The 20513-nt window shown below is 68.0% G+C and carries 20 protein-coding genes and 1 tRNA gene; 8 read left to right on the top strand and 13 right to left on the bottom strand.

Annotation, left to right across the window (positions count from 1 at the left end):
- Positions 1 to 692 (bottom strand): DUF3662 domain-containing protein (locus BM394_RS23930; RefSeq protein ID WP_139235220.1); only part of this gene is annotated, 692 nt, incomplete at its 3' end.
- A gap of 265 nt (positions 693 to 957) precedes the next feature.
- On the opposite strand from BM394_RS23930, the gene BM394_RS12930 reads away from it, so the two are divergent.
- A tRNA-Leu gene (locus BM394_RS12930) sits at positions 958 to 1041 on the top strand.
- A gap of 487 nt (positions 1042 to 1528) precedes the next feature.
- Here BM394_RS12930 and BM394_RS12925 read toward each other — a convergent pair.
- From BM394_RS12925 to BM394_RS12915, 3 genes are all read right to left on the bottom strand, one after another.
- Positions 1529 to 2551 (bottom strand): CNNM domain-containing protein, encoded by a 1023-nt coding sequence (locus tag BM394_RS12925; protein ID WP_092978099.1) that lies wholly within the window; start codon positions 2549 to 2551, stop codon positions 1529 to 1531.
- A 295-nt stretch (positions 2552 to 2846) separates the two neighbouring features.
- On the bottom strand, positions 2847 to 4247 hold the full coding sequence (locus BM394_RS12920; protein ID WP_092978352.1) for a hemolysin family protein: 1401 nt from the start codon (positions 4245 to 4247) through the stop codon (positions 2847 to 2849).
- Between the two features lie 157 nt (positions 4248 to 4404).
- Positions 4405 to 5418, bottom strand: coding sequence for a sporulation protein (locus BM394_RS12915; protein ID WP_217643487.1), 1014 nt, complete (start codon positions 5416 to 5418; stop codon positions 4405 to 4407).
- A gap of 299 nt (positions 5419 to 5717) precedes the next feature.
- On the opposite strand from BM394_RS12915, the gene BM394_RS12910 reads away from it, so the two are divergent.
- Positions 5718 to 6584: a M48 family metalloprotease gene (locus BM394_RS12910; RefSeq protein WP_092978095.1), complete on the top strand. Its 867-nt coding sequence runs from the start codon at positions 5718 to 5720 to the stop codon at positions 6582 to 6584.
- A gap of 141 nt (positions 6585 to 6725) precedes the next feature.
- Here BM394_RS12910 and BM394_RS12905 read toward each other — a convergent pair whose 3' ends face one another.
- Both BM394_RS12905 and BM394_RS12900 read right to left on the bottom strand, forming a co-directional pair.
- Complete coding sequence (locus tag BM394_RS12905; protein ID WP_092978093.1) at positions 6726 to 6986, bottom strand: hypothetical protein; 261 nt, start codon at positions 6984 to 6986, stop codon at positions 6726 to 6728.
- 31 nt (positions 6987 to 7017) lie between these two features.
- Positions 7018 to 7710 (bottom strand): DedA family protein, encoded by a 693-nt coding sequence (locus BM394_RS12900; protein WP_092978091.1) that lies wholly within the window; start codon positions 7708 to 7710, stop codon positions 7018 to 7020.
- Positions 7711 to 8107: 397 nt separating this feature from the next.
- Between BM394_RS12900 and BM394_RS12895 the strand changes: the two genes are divergently transcribed.
- On the top strand, positions 8108 to 8797 hold the full coding sequence (locus BM394_RS12895; RefSeq protein WP_217643486.1) for an LCP family protein: 690 nt from the start codon (positions 8108 to 8110) through the stop codon (positions 8795 to 8797).
- Positions 8757 to 9071 carry a LytR C-terminal domain-containing protein gene (locus tag BM394_RS12890; protein ID WP_139235213.1) on the top strand — a complete coding sequence of 105 codons (315 nt, stop codon included), beginning with the start codon at positions 8757 to 8759 and terminating at the stop codon, positions 9069 to 9071. Before BM394_RS12895 ends, BM394_RS12890 begins: the two co-directional genes overlap by 41 nt.
- A 979-nt stretch (positions 9072 to 10050) precedes the next feature.
- Here the strand turns inward: BM394_RS12890 and BM394_RS12885 are convergent.
- From BM394_RS12885 to BM394_RS12865, 5 genes are all read right to left on the bottom strand, one after another.
- On the bottom strand, positions 10051 to 10662 hold the full coding sequence (locus BM394_RS12885) for a DUF3800 domain-containing protein (RefSeq protein ID WP_217643485.1): 612 nt from the start codon (positions 10660 to 10662) through the stop codon (positions 10051 to 10053).
- A 64-nt stretch (positions 10663 to 10726) separates the two neighbouring features.
- Positions 10727 to 11503, bottom strand: a complete 777-nt coding sequence (locus BM394_RS12880; RefSeq protein ID WP_092978087.1) for a hypothetical protein — start codon at positions 11501 to 11503, stop codon at positions 10727 to 10729.
- Between the two features lie 434 nt (positions 11504 to 11937).
- Complete coding sequence (locus BM394_RS12875) at positions 11938 to 13314, bottom strand: dihydrolipoyl dehydrogenase family protein (protein ID WP_092978085.1); 1377 nt, start codon at positions 13312 to 13314, stop codon at positions 11938 to 11940.
- Between the two features lie 86 nt (positions 13315 to 13400).
- Positions 13401 to 14153, bottom strand: coding sequence for a Crp/Fnr family transcriptional regulator (locus tag BM394_RS12870; RefSeq protein WP_092978083.1), 753 nt, complete (start codon positions 14151 to 14153; stop codon positions 13401 to 13403).
- Between the two features lie 142 nt (positions 14154 to 14295).
- Positions 14296 to 14727: a hypothetical protein gene (locus BM394_RS12865; protein ID WP_092978081.1), complete on the bottom strand. Its 432-nt coding sequence runs from the start codon at positions 14725 to 14727 to the stop codon at positions 14296 to 14298.
- A gap of 244 nt (positions 14728 to 14971) precedes the next feature.
- On the opposite strand from BM394_RS12865, the gene BM394_RS12860 reads away from it, so the two are divergent.
- A complete protein-coding gene (locus tag BM394_RS12860) occupies positions 14972 to 15763 on the top strand; it encodes a class I SAM-dependent methyltransferase (RefSeq protein ID WP_245780161.1) in 792 nt (263 codons plus the stop codon).
- Here BM394_RS12860 and BM394_RS12855 read toward each other — a convergent pair.
- A complete protein-coding gene (locus BM394_RS12855; protein WP_092978079.1) occupies positions 15727 to 16104 on the bottom strand; it encodes a hypothetical protein in 378 nt (125 codons plus the stop codon). The two genes, BM394_RS12860 and BM394_RS12855, sit on opposite strands and share 37 nt — an antisense overlap.
- Positions 16101 to 16265, bottom strand: a complete 165-nt coding sequence (locus tag BM394_RS22820) for a hypothetical protein (protein WP_175530085.1) — start codon at positions 16263 to 16265, stop codon at positions 16101 to 16103. Before BM394_RS22820 ends, BM394_RS12855 begins: the two co-directional genes overlap by 4 nt.
- A 170-nt stretch (positions 16266 to 16435) precedes the next feature.
- Here BM394_RS22820 and BM394_RS12850 point away from each other — a divergent pair, with 170 nt between their 5' ends.
- From BM394_RS12850 to BM394_RS12840, 3 genes are all read left to right on the top strand, one after another.
- Positions 16436 to 17800, top strand: coding sequence for a dihydrolipoyl dehydrogenase family protein (locus BM394_RS12850; protein WP_092978077.1), 1365 nt, complete (start codon positions 16436 to 16438; stop codon positions 17798 to 17800).
- A gap of 81 nt (positions 17801 to 17881) precedes the next feature.
- Positions 17882 to 19534 (top strand): radical SAM protein, encoded by a 1653-nt coding sequence (locus BM394_RS12845; protein ID WP_092978075.1) that lies wholly within the window; start codon positions 17882 to 17884, stop codon positions 19532 to 19534.
- On the top strand, positions 19524 to 20330 hold the full coding sequence (locus BM394_RS12840) for a class I SAM-dependent methyltransferase (RefSeq protein WP_092978073.1): 807 nt from the start codon (positions 19524 to 19526) through the stop codon (positions 20328 to 20330). Before BM394_RS12845 ends, BM394_RS12840 begins: the two co-directional genes overlap by 11 nt.
- The last annotated feature ends 183 nt before the right edge of the window (positions 20331 to 20513 follow it).

The raw sequence follows: 20513 nt of genomic DNA, 5'->3' as shown, positions 1-20513 counted from the left end.
GGGTATCCGCCGCCGGGCTGACCGTAGCCCTGGTCGTAGCCCGGGGGTTGGCCGTAGGCCGGAGGGGGCGGGGGATAACCGGGCTGGCCGTAGCCCTGGTCGGGGAAGCCACCGGACTGGGGGTATCCGCCGCCGGGCTGACCGTAACCCTGGTCATAACCGGGCTGGCCGTAGCCGTAGTTCGGGTCCTGCCCGTACTGGCCCTGGTCGTAGCCGTACTGCGCCTGCTGGCCGTACGGATCCCCCTGGGGATATTGGCCTGGTGGCTGGCTCATGGGTCGGTCTCCTGCGGTACGAGGTGTTGCCGGCCGTCGGCTTACGTCGGGGTCGACGGACGAACTTATTCGAAACTGTCCCGTGTGCAGCGTCTCAGAGCGCTCCAGGGAGACTACGACGTCACCATATGTGTCCCACCGCTGCTCGGTGAGATGCTCCTGAACGCAGTCGGCGAGAAGATCGGTGACCCGATTCTCGTCCTCCATGAGTCGATCGTGATCGGTGGGGCTCAGCTGCACGACGTAGTGGTTGCACGCCAGCAATCTGCCGCCCGCGAGTTCACGCACCTGCAACTCGGCTTCCCGCTGCAGCGACTGCGCGACCTCCTGGGGAACGACCTTGCCGCCGAACACCCGCGCGAAGCTGTTGCCGACGATGCCTTCGAGCCTGCGCTCGAAGCGCTGCACGAGGCCCACGGCAATCCCCCTCCATACTCTCGACTCTTGCGTACCATCGTATCTGGCGCGACGAGCCGTTACAGCTACTAGTTCCGAGCGGGGGCGCACCCCGCGGGATTCCGGTGCCCCGACTGTGCTAGCCTGATCGGGCCGGTTGCGGAACACGGTTTCGCGGGCCGATTGTACCGATCGCTCACGGTCGGTGCGGCGCTTCGGACGAGGACCCCCGTTGAGGGGATCGGATCCGGGTGTTGTAGAGTGAGGTCACAACGCAAAAGCCCACGGGCGGGTGGCGGAATAGGTAGACGCGCACGGTTCAGGTCCGTGTGTCCGAAAGGACGTGGGGGTTCAACTCCCCCCTCGCCCACCGAGGGCCGACGATACAATCGATGTCGGGTGACCGACACGATGTTTCGTCGAGCTTGGACGTGATGATCGGGGAGAGCTTCGCTGGATGCGGGGCTCTCCCCGATTTTTTGTGTGTCCTGGTCTTGTAGGACTTTGTCGGCTGGACTGTCCGCTGTGCTCGGTCGGCGGCGCCTCTCGCGGGCTCTCGCTTACGTGTGCCGTGTCGGGTTTTCCGTGCCGCGGCGGGGTTTCCGGGGTGGTGGAGTGTTTCGAGTGTCACTCCGCAGTGGGTTTTCCGCGCTCTTTTCGGTTGGCACCGGGGTTGCTCCCGGACGCAACCGGAGCGTTGTCGGGGGTGACGTGCCGGCACTTTCCGCGAGTGGTCTCGCGCGGACTGTTGCTCGGGTCCGCACGCTCGTACGGCTCGACGGGCCACCGCGGCACCGGTCCTGCCCTCACTTCGGAGGGGCGGACGATCCGAGGACTCGACCGTGCCGTGGCCGTGGTCACGTCTCCTCCGATTCAGTTCCCGTCTGGCGGGGGAAGAGTCCCGCGAGGATGTCGGAGATGGTGATTATTCCGGTTGTGTGTTCGGGGGTTTGTACGAGCGCTAGTTGGGTGCTGGTGTGGCGCATTCGGGAGAGGGCGTCGAGGACGCTGGTGTGTGGGTCGAGTTGGGGGCAGTCGCGGATGAGGTTGCCGAGGGGGTCCGTTGGGTTGAGGGTGAGGGTGTCGCGGACGTGCACCAGTCCGTGGGGGTTGTTGGGGGTGCCCACGAGGATCCGCAGGTGTCCGGATTGTCTGCTGGCGGTTTGTACGTCGGTGATGGTGGCGGTGTGGGGTACGGCGGCGATGGATTCTGTGCTGGTGAGGTCGCCGACGCGGAGTCGGGTGAGTTCGAGTGCGCCGGCGAGTTGGTCGGAGGACCAGGTGTCGAGTTCGCCGCTTTCGGCGGAGTGGCGTACGAGTTGGCGGAGTTCGTCGGGGTTTTGTTCGATGGCGACTTCGTCGACGGGGCGTACGCCGACTGCTTCGACGAGTTTGTTGGCGGTGTTGTTGAGTAGTAGCAGGATGGGGCGGAACAGCCACATGAATCCGCGCATGGGGAAGGCGAGCAGGGTGGCTGAGCGTTCGGGGTGGGCGATCGCCCATGATTTGGGGGCCATTTCGCCGACCACCAGGTGTAGGAAGGTCACCAGCAGCAGCGCGAGGACGAACGACATCGTGCCGCCGAGCCAGTGTGGTAGGCCGAGTGTGGTCAGTGCGGGTGTCAGGGCGTGTTCCACGGCGGGTTTGGTGATCGCGCCGAGGGCGAGGGTGCAGGCGGTGATGCCGAGTTGGCAGCCGGCGAGTAGTACCGAGACTTCGGAGGCGTTGCGTAGTGCGGCGCGGGCGGCGCGGCTGGTGCTCGCGCGTTGTTCCAGGCGGGTGCGGCGGGCGCCGATGGTGGCGAACTCGATCGAGACGAACAGTGCGCTGGCCGCGATGATCGCGATGGTGATCAGCGTGGCCGTCCAGGGGCCTTGCATCAGGACTCCTCCTGCTCGGAGATCCCGGAGTCGGGGTTGCTCGTCCGGTGTGACGGGAGTGCGGTTTCTCGATTTCGGTGGGGCTCGCTTGGCGGAACCTCTCGCGGGTTCTCGCCGCGGGTGCCCCGACATCGGGTAGGTACTACACAACGTCGGGACCGTCCTCGCGAGAGCCCCGCGAGAGACCCCGCGGCGGTGCCGACTGCGTGAGTGCTCGCTTCGGCGCTCGCCGCGCCGAAGCACACCACCGGTGAGAGGCCCGATTTCGGCGGGCGTGCTGTGACTCGACGAAGCACTACTGGTCGCTCTCGTTCAGGTGATCCTCGGCAACGTCTTCGCTCAGTTCCAGCACCAGTTGTGCGGGGACGTGTTGGTCGATCTCGATGATGGTGGCGCGCAGCGTCCGGACCGGGGGGTGCTGTGTGTGGGCGAGTTCGGCCGGGTCGTCCGGGAGTGTGATGTCGACCACCGTGTTCTCCTCGGGCAGTGCCCCGTGGTGGGCGATGACGAGGCCGGAGACAGTTTCGTAGTCGCCGCGGGGGAGGGTGTGGGCCAGTTCGCGTTCGACTTCGTCGAGGGGGGCGTCGCCTCGGACCCGCCATCGCGTGCCGTTGTCGAGGGTGGTGACCAGGTGGGGTGGTTCGTCGGTGTCGTGTTCGTCGGTGAGTTCGCCGACCAGTTCCTCGGCCAGGTCTTCGAGGGTGACGATGCCGGCGAAGCCGCCGTACTCGTCGACGACGCAGGCCATCCTGCCGTGGGAGTCGGCCATCGCGGCCACCGCGTCGGGTAGTGACATCAGGGTGGGCAGGATGGTGGCCGGTCGGGTGAACTCGGTGACCGGACGCTCACCGCCGCTCGTGTCCGTTTCGATGGACTCGAGCACGTCCACCAGGTGCACGATCCCCGCGATGCCGCCCTCTTCGTTGAGTACCGGATAGCGGGAGTGTCCGCTGCTCATGGTTTCGCGTACCTCGGCGAGCGTGGCGGTGTCGGTGAGCACGTCCACCCGGGAGTGGGGCACGAGGGCGTGTTCGACGTCGCGTTCCGGGAAGTCCAGCACCCGGTCCAGCAGCAGCGAAAGCTCGGTGGGCAGTTCACCGGCCTGTCGGGAGGCGGTCACGATCCGCTGCAGGTCACTCGGGTTGGCGGCGTGTTCGACGTCGTGCACCGGCTCGATCCGCAGCAGCCGCAACAGCCCGGCCGAGGCCCGGTCGAAGAACCGGATCAGCCAGCCCGCCAGGCGCATGTAGACCACCGTGGAGGCCGACAGCCACCGCGCCAGCGGATACGGCCGTGCGATGGCGAGGTTCTTCGGGAACAACTCGCCGAACAGCATCTGCACGAAGGTCGAGATCACCAGCACCCCCGTGGTGCCGATCGCGATGCCCACCGCGGGGGACACGCCCACCCCGCCGAGCAGCTCGCCCACCGCGCGGCCGACCAGCGGCTCGGCGACGTAGCCGACCAACAGCCCCGTCACGGTGATGCCCAACTGGGCACCGGAGAGCATGAACGACGTCCGACGGGTCACCCGCAGCATCCGCGCGGCCACCCGATCACCCCGCTCGGCCCGATCCTGCAGCCGCGCTCGATCGACGGTCATGAACGCGAATTCCTGGGCGACGAAGTACCCGTTGGCCGCGATGATCACCGCGATCAACAACAGCCCACCGAGCAGAGACAACACGATCAACACACGACCATTGTGCCGAATGTCCGATTCCGCGGTGGTGAACCGGTGAGTCCGATCGGGGGAGGAGGCCGCTTCGCCGGTCGGGACGCAGCGGACCCGTGGCGGTGGTGGTGTCATGGTGCCGTTCGGTGTCCACGACACCACCATGTGGAGCGATCGGTTACTCCTCTTCCATCTCCTCCGCGAGTTCCTCGGCGAGTTCCTCCTCGTCGACCTCGCCCTCTTCCTCATCGCCGTCGAGCATTTCCCCGACGACCATGCCGCCCACCGCGCCGACGGCCAGCCCGCCCGCACCGGCGGCGATCATGCTTCCCATGCCGGGACCGGAATGCTCTTCCTCGTGTCCCGGGTGCCCGTGGTGTTCGTGCACGTGGTGCGTGTGGATGCCGCCGTGTCCGTGAATGCCGGACTCGTGACTGGTGGCCACGCTTTCGAGCCAGTGGGTGAGCTCCGCGTGCCAGTCGGTGTGGACGGCTTCCTCGTGGCTTCGCCGGAGGCGCCCGATGGCCTCGCCGTCGGGGGTGAACATCCCGCCCCGCTTGTCGGCCTGCAGCACGATGTCGATGCCGTCGGGGTGTGCGACGAAGGTGAGTTCGATCTCCTCGACACGTCCGGCCAACTGGGCCGGCGGGAAGAACTCGATCTCCTGGTAGAACGGCAGTTGCTGCGGGGTGCCGTGGATGTGGCCGTGTTCGAGCTCGGCCTCCTTGACGCGGGCTCCGAGGTCAAGCAGTGCCTTGATCACCGGGAGCTGGGAGTCCAGCGGCTCGATGTGGACCGGGTCCAGGTCACTGGTGTCGACCGCCTTGGCCACCGCGACCTGCGTGCTGACCCCCAGGTGCATGCCTCGCAACGTTTCACCGAAGACCGTCGTGATCGGTGCTTCCCACGGCACGGGCACGCTGAAGGGGATGGTGTGGTATTCCTCACCGGCCAGGTGTAGCTCTTCGGCGACGGTGACCTGCTGCAGTGGCATGACCCGCTTCTCGTCCTCGCCGATCTCCACCTCGGCCACGAGGGTCAGCACGACCTGCTGTATCTCGGTATCCGTGCTGGCGCCGCCGACCCGGACCTCACCGAAAACGGCACCACCCGGTCGGGCCGTGTCGTTGCTCAGGACAGCGTCCACCGACGGTCCGCCCACGCCGACGGCTTGCAGCATCTTCTTGAACATCACCGCTCCTGTGTTCCGTACGATCGGATTCGGGCCGGGCAACGTGTGCCCGTTATCAGCGGTTCCTCACGGATCGTGACGACTCGGTGATCGTTATCGACTCGTGATGGACGGGTTGTGTCCGTGCCTAAACACCGCGCACGCAACACCGCGCACGCACCCGTTCAATCCGACGAGCGGGTGTACTACGGCTCGTGTCCTCGTGCCGAGGCGTTCGTTCGGGAATCAGCCGCCCCGCAGGTCCGTTCGAGGACGAAAAGGGTTCTGTTCGGCCCGCTCCGATTCGAGATGAGGTAGAGGTGCACAGACTCCGCAACGGACTCAAGACCGCAGTGCTGTTGGGCGGCCTGTCGGCGTTGATTCTGCTGGTCGGCCAGGTTCTCGGCGGCACCGTCGGCCTGCTGCTCGCCGCCGTGGTGGCCCTGGGGCTCAACGGCGTGTCGTATTTCTACTCGGACAAGCTCGCGATCCGGGCGATGCGTGCCGAGGAGATCGGGCCGAACCAGGCCCCGCGGCTGCACGCGATCGTGGCCGAGCTCGCCGCCACCAAGGGGATGCCCATGCCCCGGCTGTACCTGAGCCCGACGGACAGTCCCAACGCGTTCGCCACCGGTCGCAACCCCTCCAACGCGGCGGTGTGCGTGACCTCGGGGATCCTGGAGGTTCTCGACGAGCGGGAACTCCGTGGTGTGCTGGGACACGAACTCAGTCACGTGGGTAATCGGGACATTCTGATCTCCTCGGTGGCGGCCGGACTGGCCAGCATGGTCATGATTCTGGTCAACATCGCCCAGCTGGGGGCGCTGTTCGGGTTCGGCGGGGACGAGGACGGTCCGAGCTTTTTCGAGATCATCCTCATGGCGGTGCTGGGTCCGGTGGCCGCCGGGCTGATTCAGGCCGCGATCAGCCGTTCCCGGGAGTACGCCGCCGACGCGTCCGGTGCTGAGGCCACTGGTGATCCGCTGGCTCTGGCCAGCGCGCTGGACAAGATCGAGCGCGTTGCCCAGGGACGCCCGTTGCCGGAAAGTTCCGAGACCGCTCCGGTCAGCTCGTTGATGATCGCGAACCCGTTCTCGGGTAAAACGATGATGCGGCTGTTCTCCACCCACCCCGACACGCGCGACCGTATCGCCCGGCTGCATTCCATGTCCGGCGAACAGCGTTGAGAAAGCGACGCGCTTCCGGAGGGAAGTGTCGACAGCGCTCTACCCCGGAAGCGGGAGGGCGGCCCGGTCACGCGTCCCCGGCGTATCGATGCTCCCGTGTCCGCCTGTCGGCGAGGAGCACTGTCGAGGTGTAGGTCCGCGTCAGCGCATCGTCCACAACAACAGCATGATCGAAACCAGCACATGTGCCGCCCCGAGCGCGATACCGAGTAGCGCGGTGATGTCGAGACGGTGATCGCCCCGGGTTGTCACCGAGGCCGCGCCGCAGACCACGGCGCCGACGGCACATACCACGCCGGGTACGAGCAACACCCAGCTCGCGATGCCCAGGCACAGGGCGACCGGGCCCAGCCAGGCATACGGGCCGGGACGATGTCGGGCCGGTATTCGTTCTCGGCTCATGCGGCTTTTCTGGGATACCGAACTCGGGAGCTCAGTGGCTCGAGGAGTCCTGGGGGAACCGGTCTCGTGACATCGAGGAGCGCTCGGTCTGCCGGTCGTTCTCGCTTTCCGGGCCCCTCCGGCGGTATCGACGCCAGAGCAGCGTGCTCACGACGATGAGGGCGAGCGCGGCGAAGAGAATCCAGCTCGCACGCCCGAGAACGTCCTCCAGGTAGGTGGCCGAAGCCCCGGCTGCTGTGCCGAGACCGACGTGCAACAACGACCAGCCACACGCTCCGAACAGTGCGGCGGGTAGAAACCGACGGAAGGACAGCCCGCTGGCCCCGGCGGCGACGGGGGTCAAGGTGCGTACGACGGGCAGAAATCGGGCGGTGAACACCGCCCCACTGCCGTGACGACGCAGCATAGCCGCGGCACGGTCCCAGTGCGCTTGCCCCAGTTTGGTTACGATACGTGTTTGCCGCATACGGGGGCCGAAACGGTGTCCCAGCCAGTACCCGAAGCAATCACCAGCGCAGGCACAGCCCGCGACGACGGCGACCAGACCCAGGAAGTAACTGGGTTCGGTCACGCTCGCGCCCGCGAGGAACAGGGCGGTCTCACCGGGGATGAGGAAGCCCAGTCCGAACGTGCACTCGCTCAGCGCCAGCACACCGGCCAGTACGATCACCAGCGGCCACGGAAGATCCGTCAGGACACTGACACCGTCTCCGATGTCGGGCATGCGGACTCCTCGTGGCCGGAAGCGGTGCCGACACCGTACCCGTGGCCGGGAACGCGTGCCGCAGCGAGCGGGGGCGCTGTGGCGGTAAGCCGCACGACGAAGCGAGCCACGGTGCGCGCGTGGGGTTGTCGTAGACACGTAGGTCGCCGTGCCGGACGAGCAGCAGCCCGGAACCGGTCGTGAGCAGCGCAGGCCCTACCGTGGTTACCGGTCCGATTCGCGGTATTCCGGATCCCTTTCCGATGACCGGCGGGGACGGGCCGGTGCGCCGCGCTCGTCCTCGATTGCCTCACACCGATCACGTCGGAACTCGCGGCGATCTCCTGACGCGACCGTCACACGCCCCATCCGTGCGGTTCCGCAACGCCCTGTCCGCCCGAGCCGGCTCCTACGTGCCGTGTTGAGGTCGACGCTGGCGCTGATGTCGGTGACGGTGCTCGTCGTCAGCGGGTACGCGTGGCTGATCCTCGACCACCTCGACGGCCGCCGCAACACCAGCGATGTCACCTCCAAGACCGATGCCGACGGCTCGATGGACATTCTGCTCGTCGGCAAGGACAGCCGTACCGACGCCAACGGCGACCCGCTACCCGACGACCTGCTCCGACGGCTGCGTGCCGGTGACAACGAGGCCGAACTCACCGACACGCTGATCCTGCTGCGCATTCCCCGTGACCGTTCGCGGGCCGTCGCCTATTCGATTCCGCGTGACACTTACGTCTCGATGCCGGACGGCTACGGCAAGCACAAGATCAACTCCGCTTTCGGGCGTGCCAAGGCGCAGGCCGCCGACGAGCTTCGCTCCGAAGGAGTGTCGGACTCGGCCGAGTTGGAACGTCGTTCCGCCGAAGCCGGCCGGGAACTGCTCGTGGACACGGTGACCGACCTGACCGGCGTGGGCATCGACGACTACGCAGAGGTCAATCTGCTCGGTTTCTACCGGCTGACGAAGGCCGTCGGTGGGGTGGAGGTGTGCTTGAAGAACGCCGTTGACGATCCGTACTCCGGAGCGGACTTCCCCGCGGGGCGACAAACCGTATCCGGTGGTGACGCGTTGGACTTCGTGCGGCAACGCCGCCGAACGTGACACCTCCCGCGTCACCTTCGGACCCGGCGCCGACACCGCCGCGAGTTACGTCGCCGAGCTACTGGACGGTCTCCCCGCCGCCGAGGATGACGGACTCGACTCCGACGAGATCCGAGTTCTGCTCGCCGACGACTACGAGGGGCCCGGTGCCGCACAAGGCTTCAGCGCCTCGGACCCGCTGTCGCTGCACCCCGACTCGCACGCACCCCTCGCGGGTCCGTCGGCTCCCAGCGACGACGCCATCACCCCCGAGGGAATCCCCTGCGTCAACTAGACACGCACTCCCCGCGTGACCGATGCGACCTGAAGAGTGACGATCGGATCACCATCTGTCGCCGGGCAGGAGTGACCCACGAACAAGCACCCCCGACGAACAAACCAGGAAAGATCGAAGGCCGACCGCTGCCCCACAGCCGGACGACGAGCACCCCACGTTCTCTCACATGTCGCCGAACTCGCCGAGCTGGTCTTTGACGGCGCCTTCGGTGAAAGCAGTACAGAGCGGCCGCATGACCCCGGCCGACACAACGTCAACGATTTCGCTTGATGTGGAAAAAGATTTCTGAACAGCGAAAAACCCGCTGATCAATGGATTTCGTCGGTGGTCCACCGAGAGTCGACGACACAATGGGTTTCGGATGACCGACGCGATGTTTCGTCGAGCTTGGACGTGATGAGCGGGGAGGGCTTCGCTGGATGCGGGGCTCTACCCGATTTTTGTGCCTCGGTTCTTGTGTGGTGTCCGGCTTTTCGAGCCGTGAGGGGTTTTCGGGGTGGTGGAGTGTTTCGAGTGTCACTCCGTGGTGGGGTTTCGGTCTGCCCCGGCTGGTGTTCAGCGGTGTGAGGTCATGGGGTTCAGGGCTTGGGTGTCCGCTGTGACAGTGGTGTGGCGGTGCGTCGGCGAAGGGCGTGGGCAGCGGCGAGTGGGCGACACCGGTGTCGGCGGCCGGATGATCTCCATGAGGCGAGCGTGTGTGCCACATCGAGGTCGTATCACTTGGAGGGCCGCTTGAGGAGCCATATAGTCGGCCGTCACGCTTTGCCGTACGAGATCGCCATCATTGGTCACTCGGCTGTTGTGATAGTCGATCGTGGTGAGCACGGCCGCGCCGAGTACTGTGGCTCGTTTCGCCTGGTGCGGCACTTGAAGGTTGGGTTAAGATATCGGTGTCGGTTCCCGTGGGGCACCGAAAGTTGGGCCAGGCGACCTGGGGCAGACCGGGAGCCTGGCCTTGCGTATCTTCCTCGCCCGCTCAGCACTCCGTGTCCAAGGGGATTTCGTAGATCCGTTCGGCGAGGACCGAGCGCGGTTCGGGCTTCCCTTCGCGGGCTGCACGGCAGCTTCCCGCTACTACATCCGCAGCCCACAGCAACGGCTCGTTGGCACCGTGAACGTGGTCGATACGAAGCTGTGAGCCTTTCGGCAGATCGCTTTGTCGTACTCCTGCTGTCGTCCGACTATCCGCGTGGTTGAGCTCCTCTTCCCGTGCTTCCAGGATCAGATGCCGTACTCCGTAGCCGTGGAGTTCGTATATCAGGTGTTTGAGGCACTGGCTTCGTGCCCGTTCTTGCCTGCGACGGGGTACGGGTTCGCCTGTGACGACGACATGCAGTCCGTCGAAATCAGCCAGTCGTTTGGCGACGCGTCGTTGTTGCGAGCGATCCATCTCGTTCCAGTGCAGCTTCGCGACGCTACGCGGGCCGCGCATCGCTCGAAAACAGTCGCGGGCCTCGTCCTCGATGTTGTGGTTGTCGAAAACGACGGTCGCCAACACGTAGAACCCGGACTCCTGGTCTTCGTGGAAGGACTCGTCGCCGTAGGCGACGAGACCGGCGGTGTTCGACGGTTTCTGTGCGGTATCCAATCCGAGTGGTCCTCCGGAAGTTTTAGCCACCAACGGATGAAATGAGCGTAGGGCTCTCGCGTGCTCATGCGTCCCGTTGTCGGATGGGACGTTTCCCAGGCTTCGGCGGCCTCATTTCCCCCAGCAGGGCGTACTGGTGCAGCATGGTTGTGCCGGTAGGAGTCAGCGGGGCTTCTTTGTACCGTGTGCGTCGCTCGACCAAGCCGAGTTCGTTGAGCTCTTTCAAACCCCGTTGCGTGGTGTCGGCACTGATGCCGTACCAGTCGGGCATCTTGTCCGGCGGAAACGCGGACCAACGGCGCTCTTTGAGGAGTACCAGCAGCATCGTCATGGCCGGTAGAGACAAACGCGCGTCGAACCTCTCGTTCCAGAAAACAACGGGTAACCGCAAGAAGCGGTCAGCGGTATCCCCGCCGTCAGGGCGGTCGTAGGGCTTTCCCGAGCCGTCCTCCCGAAGTAGTGTCACCGCGATCTGGCGGGAGCCCCGTGCGCTACGCGCGCGGTGAATGAGACCACGGTCCTGCAGCCGGTCGAGGATCCGTTGGGCTGCCGCACGTGCACCGCGAGGACCGGTGTGCTGGTCGGTGTCGAACAATCGCGCCCACACCATGCTGTCCAACTCGGTGGTCCAGCCGTCCTCAGCGCGTTCTCCGCCACTGGCGGCGACGACCACCAAGTACGCGCGTAAACCTCGCAGGTCTCCGTTGCGCACGAACTCGCACAACGGGCCGTGTCGAGGTGTCTCCTCGCTGGGGCGCTGCACGAAGGTGTGACGCAGCGGTACGGCGGGGCGCTTGTTCCGTTCCAGCAGCTTTACGCGGGCGTCGTGTCCGGTAACCACCGGGGGCTGTTCGTGTTCGTTCCTTCGAGGCGTTTTCATTACTGGCTATGAGGCCATACAGCATCAGCGGACAGCAAATGAGCGCGTGAGTGTTTGGTGTCATTGCAGCGGTTTCTATGAAAGAGCCATGATACATCCACTGATACAACCCATGAAACCACCGTGCAAGCACTGTTGAAGGGGAGGGCCAGCTCTTGGAGTCACACGGTTCGGCCTTCTCTCCGCTACCTCTCCGGGATCGTTCGTCAAGCATTTGCCCCCGAGGATCGGGGCCGCATCGAGCTGTGCCGGAAACCACCTACAACGCTCACCACCGAGCTCCACACATGGCTGAGCCATCATGCCGATGGGCCGGCACACCAGGTGCGGCCTCGAACACCCCGGTACGGTGCGATGCTCCGTCCGGACCGTGCTCGGTTCCTCGTGGACCGGGCTCAGTCGACGAGCTGGTCGAGGGCGGCTTCGATCGCCCGGTGGAAGGTGGGGTAGGCGAAGATCATTCGGCGGAGCTGGGCGAGGTGCACCTGGGTGTGGACGGCGACGGTGAACGCGCCCAGGATCTCGCCGCCCAGCGGTGCGACCACGGTGGCGCCGAGGAGGATGTCGCGCTCGGTGTCCGCCACCAGTTTGATCAATCCCTCGTTGCCCGCTTTGTGGATCCAGCCGCGGGCCGAGGAGGGAATTCCCGTGATCGCTGTATGCACGGGGAAGCCCGCTCGGCGGGCTTGGTCCTCGGTGAGCCCGAGGGAGGCCACCTCGGGGTCGGTGAACGCGACACCGGGCATGGCCCGGTAGTCCGCCGTTTCCTCCCCGTCCCCGAGTATGTCGTCGGCGGCGATGCGTGCCTGGTACACCGAGGTGTGAGTGAAGGCGCCGTGGCCGGTGACGTCACCGATGGCCCAGACCCCGTCGGCGGCGCGCATCCGCTCGTCCACGGCGATAATGTTCGCGGTCTCGTCGAGCCCGAGTGATCCCACCCCCAGCGCGGCGAGATCCGTGCGGCGTCCGGTAGCGACCAGCAGTTGTTCGGCCGAAGGGCTCTCCCCGGAGTCGAGTTCCACGGTGAACCGGCCGTCGTGGTGACCCACGTGCCGCGCGGAGGTGCCGGTGTGCACGGTGATCCCCTCGGCGGTGAACACCTCGGTGATGCTCTCGGAGGCTTCGGGCTCGCCGCCCGGCAGCACTCGCGGCGCGGCCTCGACCACGGTGGTGTCGACGCCGAACCGTGCGAACACCTGGGCGAACTCCATCCCCACGGGACCCGCGCCGAGTACCACCATCGAACCGGGCAGCGAGTGGGCCCGCACCGCTTCCCGGTTGGTCCAGAACGGGGTGTCCCGGAGTCCGTCGATCGGCGGCACGGCGGGATCGGTGCCGGGGTTGAGCACGATCGCCCGGCGGGGGCGGAAAACCCGATCCCCCTCCGCCGTGGTGACGGTGACCTCACCGGGAGCGGTCAGCCTGCCGAGACCACGTACGAACCGCCCTCCCGTGTCCTCGAAGCGCCGTACCGCGACCCGGTCGTCCCAGTCGGTGGTGGCCTCGTCACGGATGCGATCGGCGACCGGGGTCCAGTCCGGTCGAACCGACGCCGTTCCCGCCAGCAGCGGAACCCGTCCGGCCTCGGCGAGTGCACCGGCCCCGCGGACCATCATCTTGGTGGGAACGCAGGCGAAGTACGGGCACTCGCCCCCGACCAGACGGTTGTCCACGCCGACCACGCGCAGCCCCGCCGTGGCCAGTCGTCCGGCGACGTCCTCGCCACCCGGACCCATGCCGACCACCACGGCATCGACCTCGTCCTCCGCCATCTCCGCCCCCTCGGCTCGGGATTCCTGTCGCGCTCAGCCCAGCACCGGAACGGCGAGCACGCACGGCGGAGCGAGGTTCCGGGGCGCTACTGGCCGGGTTCCTGTTCCAGGACGCGGTGCAGTCCGGCGATGTCGTGGAGTTCGATGGCGGCGTAACGCACGGTGATCAGCTTTCGGGTCTCGAACTCCTTGAGGATCTTGTTCAGTGAGGGGCGCTGCGCACCGACCATGGCGGCCAGGGTCCGCTGGGGCAGTGGGACGCGGTCCTCGGCGGCCTCGTCGAGCAGCAGCTGGGCGATCTGCTGGGGCAGCGAACGGCCGAGCAGGCCGATCACCCGTTGTTGGCTGGTCGCCAGGCGCTGGGCGACGCTGGACAGCCAGCGTCGCAGGATCGCCGGGTGCTGTCCGAGCAACCGCTCGAAGTCGGCGGCGGACAGGAACAGGACGGTGGCGTCCCCCAGGGCCCGGGCGGTGTAGGGCAGGGGCATCTCCAGCAGGTGCTGGATGTCGCCGTCGACGTCGCCCGGACGCAGGACGTGCACCACCGAACGCCGTCTGCCCGAACCCACCGACAGCTCCACCCGGCCCTCCCGGACGATCCACACCCCGGCGGGTGCGGAACCACCGTGGAACAGCGGGGTCTGCCGGGACACGTGCCGAGTGCGCAGGAACGTCGCCAGTGCGGTGAGGTCGTCCGGCCGCAGCGGTGCGGCTTCCCCACGTCCGACGCAGCGCGCCACCCACGCGGCCTGCCGGACGGCCAGCTGCGCCTCGTCGCCCGGGCCGAGGGCCCGTACGGCCCGGTCCAGCGCCGCACTCGACAGGCGGGAGAAGGTCATACGGTCATCATGGCACCGGACGTCGGTTCCCGGGGGTCCGATCAGCCCGAGGCGATCCCCTCGGTCCTCGGGCGTTTCGCGGCGGCACGAGGCGGATCGCCTCACGGGACGAGGCGATCCGACGGTAGAAGGTGATCCGTGCTCAGTGGGCGGTCCTGTGACGGATGCCGTACAGCACCAGCGCGGTGACCGCGCCGTAGAGCAGGTGGCCGAGGAGCGAGGGCAGCGCGGTGGCGCCGAGCTGCAGGATCGGCATGCCGAGCACGGCGGGCATCAGCACCAGCGGCCCCAGAACCCACCAGGCGAGTCCGTACAGCAGCCCGTAGCCGAACAGGTGCCACAGCCGTGCGTGCGGAGCCAGCACCCCGAAACCCGCTCCGATCCCGGCGGAGATGACCAGGTGCACCACCAGGCCGATCACGGGACCGCTCGCTCCGACCAGGCCCGCGATCATGGTCAACATCCCCATCATCGCCATCAGTATTCCGAACACGATGCCGCCACCGATCCCGGCTGCCGCGCCGGACAGCGCACCGGTCACCAGCCTGGTCGGCACGGGTGTGGTGGTGGACATGGTCGCTCCCTCCTTCGTCGTCGCTGAGTAGCCACGACTCCGCTCCCGGAGGAGGGGAGCGGAACCGTTGGCGGAAGTTCCTTCCGCACGGATGTTCGTCCCGTGTGAACCGGTCTGGCAGATGTTGGTTCGTGCCGCCGGTCACACCGTCCAGTACAGCGCATGTGTCCTCGGTCGGGGTGGGGAGTGTCAGCCTGATGACACCTTCGGCCGGGTTTTTCCGTCGGCCGCTCCGGGGCATGTCGTGAGCGTGGGTGAACGCGAGGACTGGCGGGGCTATCTCACCGCGTTCCACGCGCACCGACCCGGTGTGACCGAGCGGGTGTTCGCGCGGCTGGAATCCGATCCTTATGAGTGGGTGACGGCCCCGCTCCGCGAACTCGGAAGCGGGTTGGTCGTGGATCTGGCCTGTGGCTCGGCACCGACCCGGCCGTGGCTGCGTGAGTGCCGTTGGGTCGGGGTGGACGGCAGCGCCGAGGAGCTGGCCGCTGCCGCCGTCGCGGGGCGTGGACCGCTGGTGCGGGCACGCGCCGACGCGTTGCCGGTGACCACCGGGGCGGTCGGGGCGGTGTGCGCGGTGATGGCACTGCCGCTGCTGACCCCGCTGCCGGTCGTGCTCGACGAGATCCGCCGGGTGCTGCGGCCCGGCGGTCCGCTGGTGGCGCTGGTACCCGCCCGGCTCGGCCTCGACCCGAGGGGGTTGTTCGCGTGGCTGCGGGCGCTGCGTGCCGCGGGGGTCGCGGCACCGCGCTGGCCGAACCCCCGTGCCCGCGAACACCTCGGCGGGGTGCTCGGCCGTGCCGGTTTCGAGGTGCTCGACTCCGAGCGCCGCGTGTTCTCGTTCCCGCTGGAGTCCCCGGAGGACGCCGCGCTGCTGCTGCAGAGCCTCTACGACCCCGCCCGTCCTCCGTCCCGCCCCACGGATCCGCACGTGGCGGCGACAGTGGCGGAGTCGGTCCGCGCGCTGCCGATGCCGCTGCGCCGGGTCGTGGCTCGGCCTCAGGCCAGGGTGCCCAGCCACGTGGTCAGTCCGTAGAGGGCCGCGTAAGTGGCGACTCCGATGAGCAGGACCCCGGCCAGCCTGCCCTTCCACCGGCGCACCCCGGCGAGGCCGCACTGGTCGCGTCGCCGCAGCGCGAACCACACCAGCAGCGCCATGACGGCCAGCCCCGCCAGCCGGAACCACCACGCGTATCCGGCGTAGAGCTCGGTGGCCCAGCTGAAGGCCGTCGCCGCCGTCACCACGCCCAGCAGCGCGAGCACCGTGGGGCCCACACAGCACAGCAGCCCGACGATCCCGCCGGTGATGCCGATGTGCCACACGGGCAGGCGGGTGGAGCGGTGTGCCGGGCTCCGAGGCCGGGTCGGCCGGGTCACCTTCGCCCCGCCAGCCTGGACCGCAGGGTGCTGATCAGTCCGTTCCGGGGGCCTTCCGGACTGCCCTCCGCCCGCGCGGTGTGCGTGCCTTCGGCCATTACCCGGCCGTGGTGGATCGCGCGCAACATGGCTCGTTCCTCCTTCGTCGCCTGCCCAGTCAACGGGTCGCACCCCTAGGAAGCCAGCGGAGTGTCGGCGCGATGACAACTTCGGACGGCGCGGCCGTGTCCGTGCCGGGCTGCCGGGAGCACCGCGGAACTCGTCCTGATCGGTGTCAGCGGGCGGACACTTCGCGTGTCGGCGTACGCGGCGGTGTGGTGCGCTCGGGGCCATGACCGACGGCGAGGTGCTGGTGCTCGGTGGTGGGGCGGCCGGGCTGGCCGCCGCGAACACCGCGCGCCGAGCGGGGATGCGGGTGACGCTGGTTTCCGAGGGAGCACCGGGTGGGGACTGCACGTTCACCGGTTGCGTTCCGTCGAAGACGCTGATCGAGGCCGCCGAGGCGGGGCTGTCGTTCTCCGGGGCCATGACCCGGGTGCGGCGGACGGTCTCGCGGGTGGCCGCCACCGAGGACGAAGACGTGCTGCGGTCGGACGGCATCGACGTCGTGCGGGGGCGGGCGCGCTTCGTGGCCGAACGCACGGTGGAGGTCGACGGCCACCGCAGGAGTGCCCGGCGGGTGGTGCTCGCCACGGGGGGTCGTCCCGCCGTTCCCCCGGTGCCGGGGTTGGGTGAGCTCGCGTACCTGACCACCGACACCGTGTTCGACCTGATGGATCCACCCACCTCGCTGGTCGTGCTCGGCGGGGGACCGGTCGGGTGCGAGCTCGCCCAGGCGCTGGCCCGGCTGGGGGTGGGCGTGACCCTGGTCGAACAGGCGCCACGGCTGCTGCCCGGCATGGATCCCGACGCCTCCGACGTGCTCGCCCGGGTGCTGCGCAGCGACGGCGTGCGGTTGCGCACCGGCGCACCGGTCCGTGAGGTGCGCTCCTCGGACGGGAAGGCCCTGGTGGAACTCGCCGACGGTGAGGTGGTGCGGGCCGAGCGGTTGCTGGTGGCCACCGGACGTCGACCGAACACCGAGGGGCTCGGGTTGGACGCGGTGGGGGTGCGTACCGACCGGCGTGGCCATGTGCTCGTCGACCGGCACATGGCCACCACGGCGCGGGGAGTTTCCGCCGCCGGTGACGTGACGGGGGTGTTCGGTCACACCCACGCGGCTTACGCGATGGGACGCGTGGCGGTGCTGGCCGGCACCCGACGCACCCGACGCCCCGCCTTCGAGCCCGACTCGGTTCCCCGCGTGGTGTTCACGAATCCGGAGGTCGCCACCGTCGGCCGCGTCGAGCACGAACTCGCCGACACCGCCGCCAGGGCGGCGTACCTGCCGATGAGCGAGGTGGACCGGGCGGTGACCGCCGACGCGGAGGCCGGGTTCGTCAAGCTGTTCGCCGGGCCGCGCGGGCCGCTCGGCCATCTGGGGGGAGGACGTGTGCTCGGGGCGAGCATCGTGGCCCCACGGGCCGGGGAGATGATCCACGAACCGGCGCTGGCGATGCGTACCGGCATGTTCGCCGGGCGGCTGGCCCAGACCGTGCACGCCTACCCCAGCTGGTCGATGGCGGTCCAGCGGACCGCCGCGCAGTTCGTCGGCACCCACGGCGGACGAACCGCCCGTCCGGTCGCGGTGGGCTGAACCGGTGAACGTGATCGTGGACAGTGTCCGCTCGCCGACAGTTCCACTGCGAACCGGGCCGGGGACTGCTGTGCTTCCCCCATGACCGAACTCTCCGAGAGTGAGCGACCGAGCGATCGTGCTCGGCGCAAGCGGGACCGCGACGAGGTGTTCGTGGAGTTCACCAGGAGCGTCTGCCCCGTGTGCAAGACGGTGATCGACGCGCAGGTCAACCTCCGCGACGACAAGGTCTACCTGCGCAAGCGCTGCCGCGAGCACGGCGAGTTCGAAGCCCTGGTCTACGGCGACGCGCGGGCCTACATGAACTCCGCCCGGTTCAACAAACCCGGCACGATTCCGCTGAGCTTCCAGACCGAGGTGGCCGAGGGGTGTCCCTCGGACTGCGGGCTGTGTCCCGAGCACAAGCAGCACGCCTGCCTGGGCATCATCGAGGTCAACACCGACTGCAACATGGACTGCCCGATCTGCTTCGCCGACTCCGGGCACCAGCCGGACGGCTACTCGATCACCCCAGAGCAGTGCGCGCACATGCTCGACACCTTCGTCGAGGCCGAGGGCGAGCCGGAGGTGGTGATGTTCTCCGGCGGGGAGCCCACCATCCACAAGCACATCCTCGACTTCGTCGATCAGGCCCAGCGACGACCGATCAAGGCGGTCAACCTCAACACCAACGGCATCCGGCTGGCCACCGACGAGCGGTTCGTGCACGCGCTGGGGGAGCGCAACCGCCCCGGCAGGCGGATCAACATCTATCTGCAGTTCGACGGGTTCGATCGGGACACCCATCTGGCGATCCGCGGCAAGGACCTCCGCGAGCGCAAACGACGTGCCCTGGACAACTGCGCCGAGGCCGGGCTGACCGTCACTCTGGTCGCCGCCGTGGAACGCGGGCTCAACGAACACGAGATCGGCGACATCATCCGGTTCGGCGTCGAGCACCCGGCGGTGCGCTCGGTCGCGTTGCAACCGGTGACGCACTCGGGCAGGCACGCCGAGTTCGACCCGCTCAACCGGTTGACCAACCCCGAGGTGATCGGGCACGTCGCCGAGCAGTGCCCCGACTGGCTGCGCGGGGACGACTTCGTTCCCGTGCCGTGTTGCTTTCCCACCTGCCGCTCGATCACCTACCTGCTGGTCGACCACAAGGATGACCGCACCGACGTCGTGCCGATCCCCCGACTGATCGATGTGGACGAATACCTGGACTACGTCAGCAACCGGGCGGTGCCCGACCACGCCGTGCGCGAGGCGCTGGAGAAGCTGTGGAGCGCCTCGGCGTTTCCGGGAACCGAGACCACCGAGACCAATTTGGACACCACTGCCGCCGAGCTGGAGTGCGAGGCGTGCGGCATCGACCTGCCCGAGGCCGCCCGAGGGCTCGGCGACAAGGCCTTCATGATCGTGGTGCAGGACTTCCAGGACCCCTACACCCTCAACGTCAAACAGCTCATGAAGTGCTGCGTCGAGGAGATCACCCCCGACGGGCGGATGATCCCGTTCTGCGCCTACAACTCCGTCGGCTACCGCGAGCGGGTCCGCGCCGAGCAGTCCGGGGTGGAAGTGGACGGCGTGGTGCCCAACTCGACCGAGCTGCGCGGGATCACCACCGACTCGCCCTACGGATCGAGGATCGTCCCCCGCGATACCGACGCCACCACCGCCGAGCGGCGTCGTGCTCGTTCGGGAACCGACTCGACCGGCACCGGGGTGAGGGGAAGCGGTCATGACGAGTGAAGGTGCTCCCACCGATCCCGACACGATCAAGCACTGCTGCGCGGCGGCCTACGGCCGCGACGCGGTGGCGCTCGTGCTCGGCGAGTCCTACCACCCGGGCGGGCGCGCGCTGACTCGGAGGTTGGCCGGGGCGGTCGGGCTGCGGCCGGGGGCGCGGGTCGCCGACGTCGCCACCGGTCCCGGCGACACCGCCCGGCTGCTGGCCGCCGAGTACGGTGCCGTCGTCGACGGCGTCGACCTCGGAACGGAGACCGTGCGGCGGGCACGCGAGACGACCGAGCGGGTCGGGCTCACCGGGCGGGTGCGGTTCCACACCGGCGACGCCGAACGGATGCCGCTGCCCGGGGAGTCCTTCGACGCGCTGGTGTGCGAGTGCGCCCTGTGCACCTTCCCCGACAAGCCCGCCGCCGCGGCCGAGTTCGCCCGACTGCTGCGCCCCGGTGGTCGGGTGGGCATCACCGACATCACCGTCTCGCCCCACGGGCTTCCCGACGAGCTGGCGAGGCTGACCGGCTGGATTGCCTGCCTGGCCGACGCCCGCCCGCTCGACGACTACACCGCCACGCTGGCCGAGGCGGGGTTGCGCGTCACCCGCGCCGAACGGCACGACCAAGCACTCACCGACATGATCGACCGGATCGAGGCACGCCTGAAGCTGCTGCGCATGACCGCCCCCGAACGCCTGGCGAACTCGGGGGTCGATGTGGACGCCGTGCTCGCGCGCACCCGCGAGGTCACCGAGGCCGTCGCGGACGGCGTCCTCGGCTACGCCCTGCTGACCGCCACGAAATCCTGAACCCCTGAACCGCTGAACCGCGGTGGTGACTCCTGCCGTCCGTTCGCCTCGCTCTGCGGGGATCGCGGGGAGGAACGCGATGTTCCACCACGGGACGACGCGGCGGCGAGGTCGACAACGTCCTGTCAGGGGCCACGACGCCGCGAGCTCCCGTGCCCGGACCCCCGTCTCCGAGTTCTCCGG

The sequence above is a fragment of the Actinopolyspora lacussalsi subsp. righensis genome, assembly GCF_900116555.1.
GTDB classification, from domain to species: domain Bacteria; phylum Actinomycetota; class Actinomycetes; order Mycobacteriales; family Pseudonocardiaceae; genus Actinopolyspora; species Actinopolyspora lacussalsi.
The sequence above is the reverse complement of the archived record's forward strand: the minus strand, read 5'-3'. Positions and strand labels throughout refer to the sequence as shown.